The sequence below is a fragment of the Rhodococcus sp. MPR-R1B genome (assembly GCF_058793255.1).
Window position 1 is genome coordinate 1 of record NZ_JBXAFO010000018.1, and the last position, 16,454, is coordinate 16,454.

Here is a 16,454-nt window from a genome sequence, read left to right on the forward strand (position 1 = left end):
GAAGTACCAAAAAAATTTTGGCACTGACATTCATCGACACACTGTTGAGTTCTCAAAGAACACGCACACACCATCACTTCAACCAGGTTGAAAGCTCCGGGGCAAGGGTTACAATCTTAGCTTGTTCGCTCCAGGGAAGCAAGTTCCCGCTGAGCGTGATTGTCTCCGACTTCGTCCAACCGCGTTTCCCCGGCCTGTCGGTCGGGGTTGGTGTCCGTGTCGCTCTGACTTGGACAAAGTTACGCGAATGAAAACTGAGCGTCAAACGTGCAGGTCGCAGATGTTCGACAGGTTAAATCCGCTGGTAGCCCGCCCGGAGGCGGGCCACCAGCGGCCACAGGAGCCCCGCTAGACAACTGTGACCCCACACACGTCAGTTTGGAAGGATTCTCACGCCGGCGAAGTTGCGCTTTCCGCGCCGGACGACCAACCAGCTGCCGTGAAGCAGATCGGATGCGGTGGGCTCCCAGTCGTCGGCCGACACCTTCTGGTTGTTCACCGAAGCACCGCCCTCTTTCACGGCGCGTCGAGCAGCTCCCTTGCTCTCACACAAACCGCTCGTCACGAGCAGATCGATGATCGTGCGCGGCTCCCCCGGCGCCAATTCGCTGACCGATGCTTCTTTCAGCGCCGCGGCTAGCGTCGACTCGTCGAGTTCCGCCAGCTCCGCCTTGCCGAACAACGCCTGACTGGCGAGCTCGACAGCACGGGTGTTGTGTTCCCCGTGAACCAAGGTCGTCATCTCCGCGGCAAGTCGCTTCTGCGCTTCTCGCGCATGCGGCCGCTCCGCTGTTGCAGTCTCCAGCTCCGCGAGTTCGTCCGCAGTCAGGAAGGTGAACCAGCGCAGGTACTTGATCACGTCGGCGTCGCCAGTGTTCACGAAGTACTGGTACCAGGCGTACGGGCTGGTCATCTCGGGGTCGAGCCACAAACTTCCGCCACCGGTCGACTTTCCGAACTTTTTGCCATCGGCCGAGGTCACCAGCGGAACCGTCATTGCATGAACGCTCTCACCGTCGACACGACGGTTGAGTTCGACGCCGGCAATGATGTTGCCCCACTGATCGGACCCGCCGACCTGCAGAGTGCAGCCGAGGTCGCGTCGCAGGTGCAGGTAGTCGTTGGCCTGGAGCAGCATGTAGCTGAACTCGGTGTACGACATCCCGTCCGACTCGAGACGACGCTTCACGGTGTCACGCGCAAGCATGACGTTCACGGAGAAGTGTTTGCCGACATCACGCAGGAAGTCGATGGCCGACATCTTGCCGGTCCAGTTCATGTTGTTCTCGATGACCGCGCTCGTCGGCGAATCGTCGAAATCCACGAATCGTTCGAGCTGACCACGGATGCGACCTGCCCAGTCCGCGACGGTATCGGCGGAATTCATCGTCCGTTCCCCGACGTCACGGGGGTCTCCGATCAGGCCCGTTGCACCGCCGGCAAGAACGATCGGGCGGTTGCCGGCGCGCTGAAACCGCTTGAGCGCGAGGAGCGGAACCAGGTGACCTGCGTGCAGGCTCGGTCCGGTCGGGTCGAAGCCCGCATACAACGTGACCGGTCCGGCCTCGAGATCTTTACGCAAAGCGTCGAGATCGGTTGATTGGGCGATCAGCCCGCGCCAGGTCAGTTCGTCGAGAATATTCTCAGTCACGGACTCGATCATCCCATCTTCACGAAATGACCGGCGCTCGCGGGCTTCGGCGATACGCGGACACCGCTCGCGAGTCCGGAATCCACAGGCGCCACGGAACCTCCGCCGCGGTACTGACCCCCACCCGCGGTCCACTGACCCATTCCTTCGACTCCCCCAATTCGAGCCGAATCCGAGAGGCAGGGTTGAACACGTCTGTTCCGTTGTCCGCCAACGTGATTGCGACAGAAGCACCGAGATTACCCGGCCCTCTGGCCCATTGGTGAGATGGTCGATCCGGCGATCTCCGAGCAGACACCACATCGTGACCGGCCTCGATTTCGGCCGCTCGGAGCAGAACACCACCCGCGACACCATCCGGGCCGTACGAGATGTTCATACAAAAGTGCATTCCATAGCTGCGGTAGACGTAGAGACGCCCCGCCCGCCCGAACATCACGCTGTTCCGCGGCGTTCTCCCCCGATACGAATGTGCTGCCGGATCCGGCCATGGCCCGTCCTTCTCCCCTCCGTACGCCTCGACCTCGACGATCCTCAGCGAGATGTCGTCGACGGTCAGGGTCGAGCCGAGAATTGTCAGGCCCGCTTCCAACGGGTTCTCCACATTTTCCAAGGTCTCGATGCTCACCCTTCGATTGTGCCCACGCCGTTGACTCATCGGTCGGCCGAGTCGCATAATTCAACAAGTGATGAATTATTGAAACGAGGCGAACCGTGACCACAACGCCGGCAATAGATATCCGCGGACTACGAGTCATTCGCGGCAAGCACGAAGTTCTTCACTCGCTTGACCTGCAGGTATCAGCAGGATCGATCACCGGACTGCTCGGCCCGTCCGGCTGCGGCAAGACAACCCTGATGCGCGCGATTGTCGGAACACAGATCGTCGAAAGTGGTGAGGTCAGAGTGCTGGGCGACCTCGCCGGTTCCGTTGCTCTTCGCCGCCGGGTCGGATATGTCACCCAATCCCCCAGCGTGTACGGCGACCTGACGGTCACTCGAAACGTCCAGTACTTCGGCGCTCTCTACGGCAAGTCCGGCGCCGACGTCGCAGCGGCGGTCGACGCCGTCGGATTGAGCCGATACGCCGACCAGACCGCCGCCGATCTGTCTGGTGGTCAACGCGGGCGAGTCTCGCTGGCTTGCGCGTTGGTGGCGTCACCTGATGTGTTGATCCTCGACGAACCGACCGTCGGCCTCGATCCGGTGCTTCGCGTCGAATTGTGGGAACGATTCGCTGACCTTGCTCGCAGCGGAACCACCCTGTTGGTCTCGAGCCACGTCATGGATGAGGCCGACCACTGCGCTGAGCTGATCCTGATGCGAGACGGGCACCTCCTCGCTCAACTCACACCCGATGAATTGCGCGCCAAAACCAGATGTGAACGGCTCGAGGACGCCTTTCTCGAGCTGATTCGGACTTCACCCGTCGGAGGTGAAATATCATGAGCATCAGGATCTTCGGCGCTACGACCGTACGCATTCTGCTTCAGCTCCGCCAGGACCATCGCACGGTGGCCATGATCTTGTTGGTCCCGTCGTTGTTGATGATTTTGCTGTATTTCCTCTACCAAGACGTCCCGACGCCACCCGGCCAGGTTTCGCTCTTCCAACGAGTGGCGATCACGATGTTGGGAATCTTGCCGTTTGTCGTCATGTTCCTGGTCACATCCATCGCCATGCAGCGCGAACGCAGTTCAGGAACCCTCGAACGCCTGCTCACCACACCGATGGGCAAACTCGACCTTCTCGCCGGATACGGGGCGGCATTTTCGCTCTCCGCCGCCGCTCAGGCAGCCCTCGCGTGCGCGGTTGCTTTCGGATTCCTCGGACTCACCATCGCCGGCAGTCTTGCCTGGGTCATCGTCATTGCAGTTCTCGGCGCAATACTGGGCGTTGCGCTAGGCCTGTTGGCCAGCGCATTCGCGAAGACCGAGTTCCAAGCGGTGCAGTTCATGCCGGTAGTTGTGGTTCCACAGCTCTTCCTCTGCGGACTCCTGGTACCGCGCGACCAATTGCCGACCTGGCTCGAATGGATCAGCAACGTCCTCCCCTTGAGCTACGCCGTCGACGCACTTCAGCAAGTGTCGATGCATGCCGACGCGACGGGTCAGATGTGGCGTGATCTCGCCGTCATGGCGGGCTTCGCCGCCGCAGCACTCTCGCTGGCCGCGGCAACACTCGATCGCCGCACTCCATGACCGACAAGGACACGAGTCCGGTACCGATTCGTTCGGGGCGACGACCGGGCAAGTCGGAGACTCGCGCGCAGATTCTCGATTCGGCGCGACGAGCGTTCTCCCAGAACGGTTTTCGACGAACAACTGTTCGATCGATAGCTGCGGCCGCTGACGTCGATCCGGCCATGATTCATCATCATTTCGGAAGCAAGGAGCAGTTGTTCACCGCTGCGATCGCGCTACCGATCGATCCAGTCCAGGTATTGGGACCGGTTCACTCCTCTCCGACCGAAAATCTCGGCGAAAATCTACTCAGAGCAGTAATCGGGCTGTGGGAATCAGAACACCAGCCGGCGATTCTGGCGGCTTTTCGATCAGCCATTTCCGGCGACGGATCGCAGTTGATCCAGAGCTTTCTGCTCGATGTCGTATTGCGCGACATCATTCCGCGGGTGGACACACCACCTGGTACCGGCTTGATCAGAGCGGAATTGGTGGCCTCTCAGATGGCCGGACTGCTTGTCACGCGATATGTGCTCGGACTCGAACCACTCGCATCATTGAGCGTTGACGCTTTGGTACCGCTGGTGGCTCCGAACCTCCAGCGGTACCTGACCGGTGAATTACCGATCTAGCCTTCAGCCCGCGCGAGCAACTTCTCGTGCTCGTCGTCCGCCACATCGCGTGCCTCGTCGATCAACAGAACGGGAATGCCGTTCTCGATCGGGTAGGCACGCCGCAGGCGCGGGTTGTAGAGCAACTCGTCCCCGACCAGCAACAGCGGGCCTTTGTCCTGGGGGCAGGCCAAAATGCTGAGCAACGTCGAATCAATAGCCACGTGAGTCCTCTCGAACCGATCAAACAGAATGTCCTCAGGCTACCGTGCTCCGGTGCTCACCCTCGTCGGCATCAACTGCGCGGCAATTGCCTTGGTCAGCCGCTTGTACGACTGCGACTCGGAATCGAGGAACCAGGTCCGTGGCCCCGGCGCCGGCAATCCGGCCGCGGCCAACGCAGTGGAGCTCGGACGGTACGACGAACCCACCGGGATCTCGTCAACCACGTGCACGATATCCGGACGAGCGTCGAAAGCGATGCGCGAGAGGGCCTCTGCAAGCTCGGCAGAACGGAACTGCCGCCCCGGACGCCATGTCACGGCAGCGACCGCGAGCTGATGCGGCGCGTCACCGACTCCGTATGCGACGGCAAGATCCACCCGCGCCACACTCGACAACGCGTCGACGATCGGCTGGGTGAAGACGGGACCGCGGACCGTGGAAATGACCGTGTTCTTGTGGTCGATCAGCCAGTAGTCGCCGTCGGCGTCCCGGCGGAAGAGATTTTCGGTGGGAATCCACGAATCGCCGGCTTGGAAGAGACCTCGCATGGCTCCGCCCGAGAGATCGGCGGTGAATCCCGCGCGCCCGAGCAGCAATCCGACCTCGTCTTCGGCGCACTCACGGACAAATCCGTTTCCGTTCTCGAGGAGCCGACCACTCAGCGGGTCGTATGCCGCCAACCGCACCTGCGCGCTACCCGGCAGCGGGCGCCCCTTGGAACCAACTTTGGAGCCTGCAACATTGGCAAGAATCACGTCGCCTTCGGTCGACGCATAGAACTCGAGTACCTGCGCGGGGTCGAACGCCTCCGTTGTCCGCTTCCACAGACCATGGGGCATGCCCGAACCGATGAACAGGCGGACCGGATGACTACCGTCGATGAGAAGAAGATCCTCGTCGAGTATCTCGCGCATCATCGACCACGTGTAACTCACGACCGTCACGCCGTAGCGGTGGATTTCCTCGACGAACCTCGCGGGGTTCAGTCCACGTGAGAGCGCAATGCGTGAGCCACCGGCCATGGCACCACCGATGGTCGCGAGCAGACTCGACGAATGATGGAGTGGCGCAAGGCAGTACACGGTGTCACCGCGATCGAGATCTGCCGCCGTGGCCGTGCCGAAGGCCGACAATGCCCACCGGTAGTTGGTGATCTGCTTGGCTTCGAGCACACCGCCGGATTCCGCAAAGATGATGAAGGCGAGTTCGCGGGCGACACCGGGATCCGGTCGGTACCACCCGGGCAGATTGACCTTCGTCGGATCGATTTGTTCGAGATCGATCACGTCGTGTGACGGATCCACCTCGAGGCCACGGGCATCGCCGCCGCCGAGCACCAGTACCGGCCGACCGGTAACCACTGCAGCATCGACGTTTTCCGGATCGGTGATGATCCGATCGACCGACCCCAGCTTGACCGCCGCCGTGATGTCGGAGCCTGGCGGAAGCATGACCGCGACGGCACCAAGTCGCGACAGGGCCGCGATGGCCGCGAGTGCGCTGGGGCGGGTCTCCATCAGGACACCGACATGCGCTGCCGGACGCACTCCCACGGAGATCAATCCACGCACGACATTGTCAATACGCGCGTTGACCGCTTCATAGGTGTGCACGCGATTGTCGAAGAGGAAGCACTCGCCGTTCGGCGCCTTTCGACGCTGCTCCGCCAGCAACTGGCTCAGCGAGATTTTGGTGTGCGGCTGAATCTGGTTGAGTCGAGCCAGACGTGGCAACGCTCGTGCCGCTTCTCCCGACAATTCGAAAGTGCCGCGCAACGCACCGGCGGCAAGGTCACTGATTCCCTTGGTGACTCCTGCACCTACTTCAGCGACCGAGGCGACGGTGTGGATGATCCGATTGCTGATCGACACACCGGTCTGGTCTTCGAGGTCGGCGCCGTAGACCATGTTCGCGATACGGTCCGGGAGGGGTCCACCCGTCTCGGTCCACTGTACGAATTCACCGGTGGTCGGCCAGGTGTGATTGGCCGCGGTGGAACCGACAACCAAACCGAAATGGCCTGCACGCAAGGTAGATTCGTAGACCTTCGCCCGCGGAGCGGCTTGACTGATGCCTCGAACCGCTTGCGGCTGGCCGATGTCGTCGACCTCACCGACGAATGCCAGGATGGGGCAGGTGATCTCGGCGAGCGAGACCAATTGATCCTTGATGACGAACCCACCTGTCATCATTCGGTTGTGCACGATGAACTGCTTGAGCAGTTCGGCTACCGCGGGCCCCGACCACGCGACCCAACCCTCGGTCGCGAGGAAGCGGCGTTGCTGCTCCCGCGGAAGCAACGCCTCACGGTCGTGCAGTTGAAGCAGAAAGTCGACGCGCATCTTCAGCGTCTTCACGGGATCGAGCAACTGGAACCCGGTACGGGCCATCCACCCGGTGACCGCCAGGCGATTGAAGACGTGATCGGCGAGGAAATCTGCACCCTTGGTTGCCAATCCCGCCGGGATGCCGAAGGGTAGCGCGGCGAGTGTGTCGACCGGACTGCCGAAGGTGATGACGCTGGCGATGTTTCGACTACGCCGATACGCGGCAGCCTGATAGGCGAACATGCCACCCTGCGAATAACCGGAGATGTGAACATCTTTTCCGGTGTGACGGTGGATGTGATCGACGATGTCGCTGAGAGCGATGATGTGATCGGCGAGGTTACGATCCCAACCGCCCTCTTCGGAGTCGGGCGAACCGAAATCGACGACCCAGGGATCAAGGCCCATCTCGTGCAGAATTCCCACAGCGCCCTGGTCACGGGTCACGTCGTACACGTTCGCCGACATCATCATCGGCGGGATCAGCAAGATCGGTGCGCCGACGGTTTCCGGGTCACTGTCCGGGAAGTAGCGCCGTAGCCGATACATCGCTGCGCGTTCGACGATCTCGAACGGCGACGTGGTCGCATCCGTTTCCAGCCCACCCAACCGGACGACCTCGAGGCCGTTTTGTGCTGTCGCAACCACCCGACGAATCGGGCCCAGCACAGACTTGGAATTCAATCCCACCATTTCACTCCCAAGTTACTCACCATGTGACGTCAGTCTCATTTTTCCCGCGCGCGACAAGCCTACTGACGGCGAATACGCGTACGCGGTCAGGGAGCAAATTCTGCTACCTGACCGCGTACGACCGAAGGACTACTGCCGAAAAGAGAGCGACAACACTCGTGACCGCGAGGTCACAGGGTCCATTCCCGCAGTGACTGCGCCACTGCTTTGACTCCGTCCAGCTGCTCGGCAACCCGCACCCCCGCAGTGCCGCCTCGCGCGTTGCGCGAAGCAATGGAACCCTCGACTGTCAGCACCTCACGAACAGCGGGTGTCAGCGCGCTGTCGACGCCGGCCAGTTCCTCGTCCGTGAGATCTTCGAGTCCGACGCCTCGCGCTTCGGCGACACGCACACACGCTCCAGCAGCCTCGTGTGCAACCCGGAACGGCACGCCCTGGCGCACCATCCACTCCGCGATGTCGGTGGCCAACGTGAACCCTGCCGGAGCAAGTTCCGCCATGCGCTCGGTGTGGAACTCGAGCGTCTGCACCAGACCGGTGATGGCCGGGAGCAGCATCTCGAGCTGCGCAACCGAGTCGAAAACCGGTTCCTTGTCCTCTTGCAGATCGCGGTTGTACGCCAGCGGCTGAGCCTTGAGCGTCGCCAGCAGGCCGGTGAGGTTACCGATCAAACGACCAGACTTACCGCGCGTGAGTTCCGAGACATCCGGATTCTTCTTCTGCGGCATGATCGACGAACCTGTCGACCACGCGTCGGCAAGCGTGATGTAGCCGAATTCCGGTGTGCTCCAGATAATGATCTCTTCCGCCATGCGTGAGAGATCGACACCGATCATCGCAAGCACGAACGCTGCCTCGGCCGCAAAATCACGCGAAGCGGTTGCGTCGATCGAGTTCTCGGCCGAGCTGTCGAACTTCAATTCCGCTGCAATGGCTTCGGGGTCGAGACCGAGCGAGGAACCGGCGAGTGCACCGGAACCGTACGGGGACACCGCAGCTCGCACGTCGAAGTCGCGAAGGCGCTGCACGTCCCGCAACAGTGGATGTGCGTGAGCGAGCAGGTGATGCGCCAACAGGACCGGCTGAGCCGCCTGCAGGTGCGTCTTGCCCGGCATCACGGCATCCGGATGCGCCCCGGCCTGAGTCGCCAATGCGTCGACCACGTCGAGAACTCCGGTGGAGATGCGGCGGACTGCATCGCGAAGCCACATGCGGAACAGCGTGGCCACCTGGTCGTTTCGCGAACGTCCAGCACGCAGGCGCCCACCGACCTCAGGCCCGACACGCTCGATCAGACCGCGCTCGAGTGCGCCGTGTACGTCCTCGTCCGACTCGCTGGGCCCGAAGGCGCCACTGGCAACATCTGCCGCCAGGCGGTCGAGACCGTCGAGCATTGTCACGAGGTCGGCTTCGCTGAGCAGGCCTGCCTTGTTCAGCACACGCGCATGCGCCTGCGACGCCCGCACGTCGTACGGAGCGAGGACCCAGTCGAAGTGAGTCGACTTGCTCAGCGCCGCCATGGCAGCGGCCGGTCCGGACTCGAACCGCCCGCCCCACAGCGCACCTTCGTTGGTGCCGTGTTTTTGAGCGTCTCCGTCACCGTGAGCCGTCATGGCTCAGAGTCCCAGATCGCGCTTCGCGGCGACCTTCGACGACAGACCGTGGATCTCGACGAAGCCCTTCGATGCGGACTGGTCGAAGCTGTCGCCCTCGTCGTACGTCGCGAGGTTGAAGTCGTAGAGCGACTCCGGGCTGCGACGACCGTTGACGGTGATGGCTCCACCGTGCAGGAAGAGACGGATGTCGCCGGTAACGCGTTCCTGCGTCTTGTTGACGAACGTGTCCAGTGCGTCCTTGAGGGGCGAGAACCAGAGGCCGTCGTAGACCAGCTCGGACCAACGCTGCTCCATCTGACGCTTGTAGCGACCGAGTTCGCGTTCGAGGGTGACGTGCTCGAGTTCCTGGTGTGCGGTGATGAGAACCATCGCGCCGGGAGCTTCGTAGATCTCACGGCTCTTGATGCCCACGAGACGGTCCTCGACGACGTCGAGACGGCCGACGCCCTGAGCGCCTGCGCGCTTGTTCAGTTCCTGAATGGCTTCGAGAACCGACACCGGGCGGCCGTCGATGGCGACCGGGCGGCCCTTGTCGAAGCTGATGATGAGCTCGTCGGGTGCGTTCCAGTTGACCGTCGGGTCCTGGGTGTAGTCGTAGACGTCCTTCGTCGGCGCGTTCCACAGATCCTCGAGGAATCCGGTCTCGACGGCGCGGCCCCAGACGTTCTGGTCGATCGAGAACGGCGACTTCTTGGAGACGTTGATCGGGATGTTGTTCTCTTCGGCGAAGGCGATGGCCTTCTCGCGGGTCCAGGCGTAGTCGCGGACCGGTGCGATGACCTGCAGGTCGGGTGCGAGGGTGCCGAATCCGACCTCGAAGCGAACCTGGTCGTTGCCCTTACCGGTGCAACCGTGCGAGACGATGGTGCCGCCGTGCGAGCGTGCAGCTTCGACGATGTGCTTGACGATCAGCGGACGGCTGATGGCCGAGACGAGCGGGTAGCGGTCCATGTACAGGGCGTTGGCCGCGATGGTCGGCAGGCAGTATTCGTCCGCGAACTCGTCGCGGGCGTCGACGACAACGGATTCGACTGCGCCGCAGTCGATCGCGCGCTGACGCACGACCTCCATGTCCTCGCCACCCTGCCCCAGATCGATGGCGACGGCGACAACTTCAGCGCCCGTCTCCTTACCGATCCAACTGATGGCAACAGAAGTGTCCAGCCCGCCCGAGTAGGCGAGTACGACGCGATCGGCCATGGTTTTTGTGCTCCTTCGGTTGAAAATCTCTATCAAAGAATAAGGGGTCAGGCGAGCGATTCGATCATGGCCGCGAGTTCCGCTCCGGAAAGCGGTTCCCGGGCCACTACGAAGATGGTGTCATCTCCGGCGATCGTGCCCACGATGTCCGGCATCGAGGACCGATCCAGTGCGCTCGCGAGGTAGTGCGCGGCTCCCGGCGGTGTCCGGAGGATCGCCATGTTGCCGCTGAAATCGGTGGAGACCAACAACTCACCCAACAGCCGTGAGAGGCGGTCGGTACCGCCGGCCACACCGCGTACCGGGTTCCCGTCCTCCGGCACCACGTAAACACCGGCGCCGCCGTCGGCGGCACGCAGTTTCACCGCTCCCAGCTCTTCGAGGTCACGCGAGAGCGTCGCCTGCGTTGCTTCGATGCCCTCGGCACCGAGCAAGGCCGCCAGCTCCGTCTGACTTCGGACAGGGTGAGCCGCCAGAAGCGCGATGATGCGCGACTGGCGACCAGCCCGAGTGGGAGCGACGCTCACGCCGGGTCCAGTTGGGTTCGCTGTTCCAGCAGCCACACGAGCAATGCCTTCTGGGCGTGCAGACGGTTCTCCGCCTCGTCCCAGACAACACTCTGCGGCCCGTCGAGAACCTCGTCGGTGACTTCTTCGCCGCGATGCGCGGGCAGGCAGTGCAGGACGACGGCCTTCGGATCTGCCTTTGCGAGCAGCTCCTTGTTGATCTGGAACGGACGGAAAGGTCCGACCCGATCGAGCCCGTCGTTCTCCTGACCCATCGAGGTCCAGGTGTCGGTGACCAACGCGTCGGCGCCGACGACGCCGGCCTGTGGGTCCTGCGTCAGGGTGATGGTCGCGCCGGTTTCCTCGGCGCGTTTGCGTGCTGCTGCCACGACCCAGTCCGCCGGTTCGAAGCCGGCGGGGCTTGCGATGGTGACGTCGATGCCTGCGGTCACTCCGCCGAGCATCAGCGAGTGAGCCATGTTGTTGGCGCCGTCGCCCAGGTAGGTCAGCTTCAGCCCCTTGAGCTCACCCTTCTGTTCGATCAGCGTTTGCAGATCGGCCAGAACCTGACAGGGATGAAATTCGTCGGACAATGCATTGACGATGGGAATCGTTGCGCCCGTAGCCATTTGCTCCAGGCGCTTCTGGCCGAACGTGCGCCACACGACGGCGTCGACGTAGCGGGAGAGAACGCGTCCGGTGTCCGCCAAGGTCTCTTCACGACCGAGTTGAGTGCTGCGCCCGTCGACGACGACAGCGTGACCGCCCATCTGTGCGATGCCCATCTCGAACGAGAAACGTGTACGCGTCGAGTTCTTCTCGAAGATGACACCGACTCCGCGGGGACCCTCGAGCGGACGCCGAGCGAACGGGTCCTTCTTGAGAATCGCAGCGAGTTCCAGAACTTCGGCCTGCTGCGCCGGAGTCAGATCGTCGTCCCTGAGAAAGTGTTTCACCACGGTAGTCACTTCTCCCCCGGCTGGTCAGCCGATAGTGCACTGTCGAAGATGGCAGGTAGTGCTGCCACGAAGGTTTCGGCCTGCTCGTCCGTGAGGATGAGCGGCGGCGCCAACCGGATCACTCCGGGTTGCGCTGCATTCACAAGGTACCCGGCTTCGCGCGCTGCGTTTTCCACCGCCGGCGCGACGTCCTCGGTCAGCACGACACCCAGCAACAGTCCTGATCCCCGTACGTAGTCGACCAACGGATGGCCCAGATCTTCGATGCCCGCCGAGATCGACTTACCCAAGCTGTCGGCGCGTGAGATCAGGTCTTCCGCTGCAATGGTTTTCAGCACGGCAAGTGCCGCCGCAGCACACACCGGATTGCCACCGAACGTCGTACCGTGCTTACCCGGTCCGAACAACTCGGCCGTTGCCCCGGTCGCGATGCAGGCGCCGATCGGCATTCCGCCACCGAGTCCCTTCGCGAGGGTGATGACGTCCGGAACGATGCCGACTGCCTGATGGGCGTAGAACCAGCCGGTCCGGCCGATGCCGGTCTGCACTTCGTCGAGCACGAGAAGTGCACCGCGCTCGGCGGTGATCCGCCGAGCCTCGACGAGGTATCCCTCGGGTGGCACCACGACGCCGCCCTCACCCATTATCGGTTCGAGGAACACAGCGGCGGTGTCGGAATCGACGGCCTGCTCGAGTGCCTCGACGTCGCCGTACGGCACGAACTCGACACCGGCGGGCATCGGTTCGAACGGCGCCCGCTTGGCCGGCTGACCCGTCAGAGCGAGTGCCCCCATCGTGCGACCGTGGAAGGAGCCTTCGGCTGCGATGATCTTCTTCCGGCCGGTGGCGCGAGCGAGCTTGAAGGCAGCCTCGTTCGCCTCGGTACCGGAGTTGCAGAAGAACGCGCGCCCGGTGACGTTGCCGAGATGAGCGAGCAACTGCTCCGCCAACTCGACGACCGGCTCGCTGGCGTACAGGTTGGAAACATGGCCGAGTGTCGACAACTGAGTAGTGACGGCTTCGACGACGGCCGGATGTCCGTGTCCGAGGATGTTGACCGCGATTCCTGCCAGGAAGTCGACGTACTGCTTGCCGTCGGCGTCGGTGAGTACGGCGCCGTCACCGCGGACGAGAGCAACCCGGGGTACGCCGTAATTGTTCATCAGCGAAGCGGACCACCGCTGCTGCAGATCGATCGTGCTCATGAGATAGCTCCCTGCTGGGGACCGGCGACCGAGGAACCCGGCACGACCATCGTGCCGATTCCTTCACCGGTGAAAAGTTCGAGTAGGACTGAATGTTCGAGCCGACCGTCGATCACGTGCGCCGACGGCACACCTCCGCGCACCGCGCGAAGGCAGGCCTCCATCTTGGGCACCATGCCGGCGTCGAGACTCGGCAACAACTGGGCCAGGGCGTCGGTGTCGATTTCGGTGGCCAGTGAGGCTCGGTCCGGCCAATCGGTGTACAGGCCCTCGACGTCGGTGAGGACAACGAGCTTCTCGGCACCGATCGCCTCGGCCAGTGCTGCAGCAGCGGTATCGGCGTTGATGTTGTGGACGACACCGTCGGCGTCGGGTGCGATGGTCGAGACGACCGGAATACGTCCTGCCGCAATGAGATCGAGTACCGCGTCTGGGTTCACGGTGGTGACGTCCCCGACCAGCCCGATGTCGGTCTGCTCCCCCTCGACCGCAACAGTGCGTCGAGTAGCGGTGAACAGGTGCGCATCTTCACCGGAGATACCGACCGCGTAAGGACCGTGCGCGTTGATCAAGCCGACGAGTTCACGGCCGACCTGACCGAAAAGCACCATCCGCACGACGTCCATCACCTCGGGCGTCGTGACCCGGAAACCACCGCGGAACTCACCCTTCATGCCAAGGCGTGCCAGCATCGCGTTGATCTGCGGGCCACCGCCGTGCACGACGACGGGATGGATGCCGACAGTCCGCAGGAACGCCATGTCGGCGGCAAATGCCGTTTTGAGCGTCTCGTCGATCATGGCGTTTCCGCCGTACTTGACCACGACCACCTTGTCGCGGAATCGCTGCAGCCACGGCAGCGCGTCGGCAAGGACATGCGCTTTCTGATGCTCGCTGATCACGGGATACGTCTCGGTCATGACGAATACGCCGAGTTCTCTTCGACGTAAGCATGCGAGAGGTCCGTGGTGCGAATGCTCACGGACTCGTTGCCGATTCCCAGATCGATGTCGAGTTCGATGTCGATCCCACTCAGGTCCACCTCACGCGCCCCCGGAGCACCGACGCCGTCGATGCAGACGGGACTCCCGTTGAAGGACACACTGATTCGATCGGGATCGAGCTCGATGGGAGCGATACCCACTGCGGCGAGAACGCGGCCCCAATTGGGATCGGAACCGAAAAGCGCTGTCTTGACCAGGCTGTCGCGGGCGATCGTCCGGGCGCCGATCAACGCATCCGACTCGGACGCTGCGCCGCGAACCGTCACCTTGACCCGCTTGGTGACGCCCTCGGCGTCTGCCATCAACTGATCCGCGAGATCATCACACACGGCCAGCACTGCGGCGTTCAGTTCGTCCTGCGTCGGCGTGACACCGCTGGCGCCGGAGGCCAACAGGAGCACTGTGTCGTTGGTGGACGTGGCGCCGTCGACGTCGAGGCGATCGAAGCTCAGGTGGGTGGCGGCGCGCAGAGCGGTATCGAGCTGATCCGCCGTTGCGACAGCATCGGTCGTGACGACGCACAGCATGGTGGCCAGCGCAGGCGCGAGCATGCCTGCGCCCTTGGCCATTCCGCCGACGTTCCATTTGTTCGCGTGGTGCAGCGACGCCTGCTTCGGCACGGTATCGGTGGTCATGATCGCGTATGCCGCGTCGGTGCCGCCGGAGATTCCGCCGGCCAGTTCGTGCACCACCTCGGTGACACCGGGGATCAGCTTGTCCATGGGCAAGCGGTCACCGATAAGTCCGGTCGAACAGACAGCGACCTCGATCGCGCCCGTCTCGGTGCCCCAATTACTCAGTGCCGAAGCAACTTCCTCGGCAGTCTTGTGTGCATCCTGGAATCCACCCGCGCCCGTGCAGGCGTTCGCGCCGCCCGAGTTGAGCACCACCGCGCGCAGCTTGCCCGTCGTCAGGACCTGCTGAGACCAGAGCACCGGAGCTGCCTTGACCTTGTTCAGGGTGAAGACGCCGGCAGCGGCCAGATCGGGTCCCTCGTTGAGCACCAATGCGAGGTCCGACTTGCCACTCTTCTTGATACCGGCAGCAATTCCGGCACCGCGGAATCCGGCAGGTGCGGTGACGCCCTGCGTGCGGAGCAGACGTCCCCCGGCGACGTGAACCACGTCTGCAACGGTCGCGTCAGGCTCGATTGCGTTGTCGATCTGCTGCGGATTGTCGGTGCTCACGGAGCTACTCCCACGGTAGAGAGACCTGCGGTCTCGGGTAGGCCAAGGGCGAGATTCATCGATTGCACCGCGCCACCGGCGGTGCCCTTGGTGAGATTGTCGATTGCCGAGATGACAACGAGCTGACCGGCGTCGGCGTCAACGGTGACCCCGATCTGCACGGCATTGGATCCGATCACGGCACCGGTCTGCGGGAAGACTCCGGCAGGCAGCACGTGGATGAACGGCTCGTCGTTGTATGCCTTTTCGTAGATTTCGCGCGCTTGCTCTTCGGTGGCCGTGGTGGCTGCCGTGCAGGTCGCGAGGATGCCGCGCGGCATGGGCGCGAGGACCGGAGTGAAGGAGACACTGATGTCCTTGCCGCCTGCGGCCGAGAGATTCTGAATGATCTCGGGGGTGTGGCGATGGACGCCGCCGACGCCGTACGCACGGACGGAGCCCATGACCTCGGAACCCAGCAGATCAGCCTTCGGTGCCCGGCCGGCGCCCGAAGTGCCACTGACCGCAACCACGTTCACGTGTGAGTCCACGATCCCCGCGGCAACGGCGGGGGCCAGCGCGAGGCTCGCTGCCGTCGGGTAGCAGCCCGGAACAGCGATGCGGGTTGCGCCTACCAATTTCTCACGGGCACCGGGCAATTCAGGAAGACCGTATGGCCAGGTACCGGCATGAGTGCTCTTGTAGTACTTCTCCCAGGCTGCGGGATCCTGCAGCCGGAAGTCCGCGCCGCAGTCGATGATGACCGTCGACTCGGGCAGCAACTTGGCGTACTGAGCCGAATTTCCGTGTGGGAGACCGAGGAAGACGACGTCGTGACCCGAGAGGATTTCGACAGTGGTCTCTTCGAGTACCCGCGAAGAGAGTGGAAGCAAGTGCGGATGATGCTCACCGAGCGTCGAACCGGCGTTGCCACCGGCGGTCAGCGAACCGATCACCAGACTGCCGTCGGCGTAGGACGGGTGCCCGAGGAGCAGACGCAGAACCTCACCACCGGCGTACCCACTGGCGCCGGCAACGGCGACTCTGATCGGCTTGCGTGCGTTCTCGGTCGTACCACCTTCAGTCATGTCACACAGTATGCATCATT

The 16,454-nt window shown here is 62.9% G+C and carries 16 protein-coding genes; 4 read left to right on the forward strand and 12 right to left on the reverse strand.

The window, feature by feature from the left end:
* On the forward strand, positions 1 to 251 hold a 251-nt coding region (locus AC1Q61_RS22520), incomplete at its 5' end, for a hypothetical protein (RefSeq protein ID WP_214609024.1).
* A 122-nt stretch (positions 252 to 373) separates the two neighbouring features.
* On the opposite strand, the gene tyrS is transcribed toward AC1Q61_RS22520, so the two are convergent.
* Both tyrS and AC1Q61_RS22530 read right to left on the reverse strand, forming a co-directional pair.
* Complete coding sequence (gene tyrS / locus AC1Q61_RS22525) at positions 374 to 1,651, reverse strand: tyrosine--tRNA ligase (protein ID WP_007736194.1); 1,278 nt, start codon at positions 1,649 to 1,651, stop codon at positions 374 to 376.
* A 19-nt stretch (positions 1,652 to 1,670) separates the two neighbouring features.
* The gene (locus AC1Q61_RS22530; RefSeq protein ID WP_003944023.1) at positions 1,671 to 2,279 is read right to left on the reverse strand and encodes a DNA-3-methyladenine glycosylase; all 609 of its coding nucleotides are present in this window, start codon (positions 2,277 to 2,279) and stop codon (positions 1,671 to 1,673) included.
* Positions 2,280 to 2,365: 86 nt separating this feature from the next.
* On the opposite strand from AC1Q61_RS22530, the gene AC1Q61_RS22535 reads away from it, so the two are divergent.
* From AC1Q61_RS22535 to AC1Q61_RS22545, 3 genes are read left to right on the forward strand one after another with little or no spacing between them, the layout of a single operon-like run.
* Positions 2,366 to 3,100 carry an ABC transporter ATP-binding protein gene (locus AC1Q61_RS22535; RefSeq protein ID WP_042925860.1) on the forward strand — a complete coding sequence of 245 codons (735 nt, stop codon included), beginning with the start codon at positions 2,366 to 2,368 and terminating at the stop codon, positions 3,098 to 3,100.
* A complete protein-coding gene (locus AC1Q61_RS22540) occupies positions 3,097 to 3,852 on the forward strand; it encodes an ABC transporter permease (RefSeq protein WP_003944033.1) in 756 nt (251 codons plus the stop codon). Before AC1Q61_RS22535 ends, AC1Q61_RS22540 begins: the two co-directional genes overlap by 4 nt.
* The gene (locus tag AC1Q61_RS22545) at positions 3,849 to 4,466 is read left to right on the forward strand and encodes a TetR/AcrR family transcriptional regulator (RefSeq protein WP_003944108.1); all 618 of its coding nucleotides are present in this window, start codon (positions 3,849 to 3,851) and stop codon (positions 4,464 to 4,466) included. Before AC1Q61_RS22540 ends, AC1Q61_RS22545 begins: the two co-directional genes overlap by 4 nt.
* Here the strand turns inward: AC1Q61_RS22545 and AC1Q61_RS22550 are convergent.
* The 10 genes from AC1Q61_RS22550 to argC form a co-directional block, all read right to left on the reverse strand.
* A complete protein-coding gene (locus AC1Q61_RS22550) occupies positions 4,463 to 4,669 on the reverse strand; it encodes a Trm112 family protein (protein WP_003944045.1) in 207 nt (68 codons plus the stop codon). The genes AC1Q61_RS22545 and AC1Q61_RS22550 overlap by 4 nt on opposite strands.
* Positions 4,670 to 4,708: 39 nt before the next feature.
* Positions 4,709 to 7,690, reverse strand: a complete 2,982-nt coding sequence (locus tag AC1Q61_RS22555) for an acyl-CoA synthetase (protein ID WP_007736206.1) — start codon at positions 7,688 to 7,690, stop codon at positions 4,709 to 4,711.
* A 170-nt stretch (positions 7,691 to 7,860) separates the two neighbouring features.
* Complete coding sequence (gene argH / locus AC1Q61_RS22560; protein ID WP_003944092.1) at positions 7,861 to 9,303, reverse strand: argininosuccinate lyase; 1,443 nt, start codon at positions 9,301 to 9,303, stop codon at positions 7,861 to 7,863.
* Between the two features lie 3 nt (positions 9,304 to 9,306).
* Positions 9,307 to 10,506, reverse strand: coding sequence for an argininosuccinate synthase (locus tag AC1Q61_RS22565; RefSeq protein WP_209447481.1), 1,200 nt, complete (start codon positions 10,504 to 10,506; stop codon positions 9,307 to 9,309).
* Between the two features lie 47 nt (positions 10,507 to 10,553).
* Positions 10,554 to 11,033 carry an arginine repressor gene (locus tag AC1Q61_RS22570; RefSeq protein WP_007736224.1) on the reverse strand — a complete coding sequence of 160 codons (480 nt, stop codon included), beginning with the start codon at positions 11,031 to 11,033 and terminating at the stop codon, positions 10,554 to 10,556.
* The gene (gene argF / locus AC1Q61_RS22575) at positions 11,030 to 11,980 is read right to left on the reverse strand and encodes an ornithine carbamoyltransferase (RefSeq protein ID WP_021334039.1); all 951 of its coding nucleotides are present in this window, start codon (positions 11,978 to 11,980) and stop codon (positions 11,030 to 11,032) included. The genes AC1Q61_RS22570 and argF overlap by 4 nt, the downstream gene beginning before the upstream one ends.
* Positions 11,977 to 13,176 (reverse strand): acetylornithine transaminase, encoded by a 1,200-nt coding sequence (locus tag AC1Q61_RS22580; RefSeq protein WP_007736227.1) that lies wholly within the window; start codon positions 13,174 to 13,176, stop codon positions 11,977 to 11,979. The genes argF and AC1Q61_RS22580 overlap by 4 nt, the downstream gene beginning before the upstream one ends.
* The gene (gene argB, locus AC1Q61_RS22585; RefSeq protein ID WP_007736229.1) at positions 13,173 to 14,096 is read right to left on the reverse strand and encodes an acetylglutamate kinase; all 924 of its coding nucleotides are present in this window, start codon (positions 14,094 to 14,096) and stop codon (positions 13,173 to 13,175) included. Before argB ends, AC1Q61_RS22580 begins: the two co-directional genes overlap by 4 nt.
* Positions 14,093 to 15,331 (reverse strand): bifunctional glutamate N-acetyltransferase/amino-acid acetyltransferase ArgJ, encoded by a 1,239-nt coding sequence (gene argJ, locus AC1Q61_RS22590; RefSeq protein ID WP_050656537.1) that lies wholly within the window; start codon positions 15,329 to 15,331, stop codon positions 14,093 to 14,095. The genes argB and argJ overlap by 4 nt, the downstream gene beginning before the upstream one ends.
* Positions 15,332 to 15,363: 32 nt before the next feature.
* Positions 15,364 to 16,434 (reverse strand): N-acetyl-gamma-glutamyl-phosphate reductase, encoded by a 1,071-nt coding sequence (argC, locus tag AC1Q61_RS22595; RefSeq protein WP_019748609.1) that lies wholly within the window; start codon positions 16,432 to 16,434, stop codon positions 15,364 to 15,366.
* Between the last annotated feature and the right edge of the window lie 20 nt (positions 16,435 to 16,454).

Excerpts from the sequence above, each read along its gene's own strand:
- argC (WP_019748609.1), bottom strand. The coding sequence starts at position 16,434 with ATGACTGAAGGTGGTACGACCGAGAACGCACGCAAGCCGATCAGAGTC.
- AC1Q61_RS22555 (WP_007736206.1), bottom strand. The coding sequence starts at position 7,690 with ATGGTGGGATTGAATTCCAAGTCTGTGCTGGGCCCGATTCGTCGGGTG.
- argB (WP_007736229.1), bottom strand. The coding sequence starts at position 14,096 with ATGACCGAGACGTATCCCGTGATCAGCGAGCATCAGAAAGCGCATGTC.
- AC1Q61_RS22580 (WP_007736227.1), bottom strand. The coding sequence starts at position 13,176 with ATGAGCACGATCGATCTGCAGCAGCGGTGGTCCGCTTCGCTGATGAAC.
- AC1Q61_RS22565 (WP_209447481.1), bottom strand. The coding sequence starts at position 10,506 with ATGGCCGATCGCGTCGTACTCGCCTACTCGGGCGGGCTGGACACTTCT.
- argH (WP_003944092.1), bottom strand. The coding sequence starts at position 9,303 with ATGACGGCTCACGGTGACGGAGACGCTCAAAAACACGGCACCAACGAA.
- AC1Q61_RS22540 (WP_003944033.1), top strand. The coding sequence starts at position 3,097 with ATGAGCATCAGGATCTTCGGCGCTACGACCGTACGCATTCTGCTTCAG.
- AC1Q61_RS22545 (WP_003944108.1), top strand. The coding sequence starts at position 3,849 with ATGACCGACAAGGACACGAGTCCGGTACCGATTCGTTCGGGGCGACGA.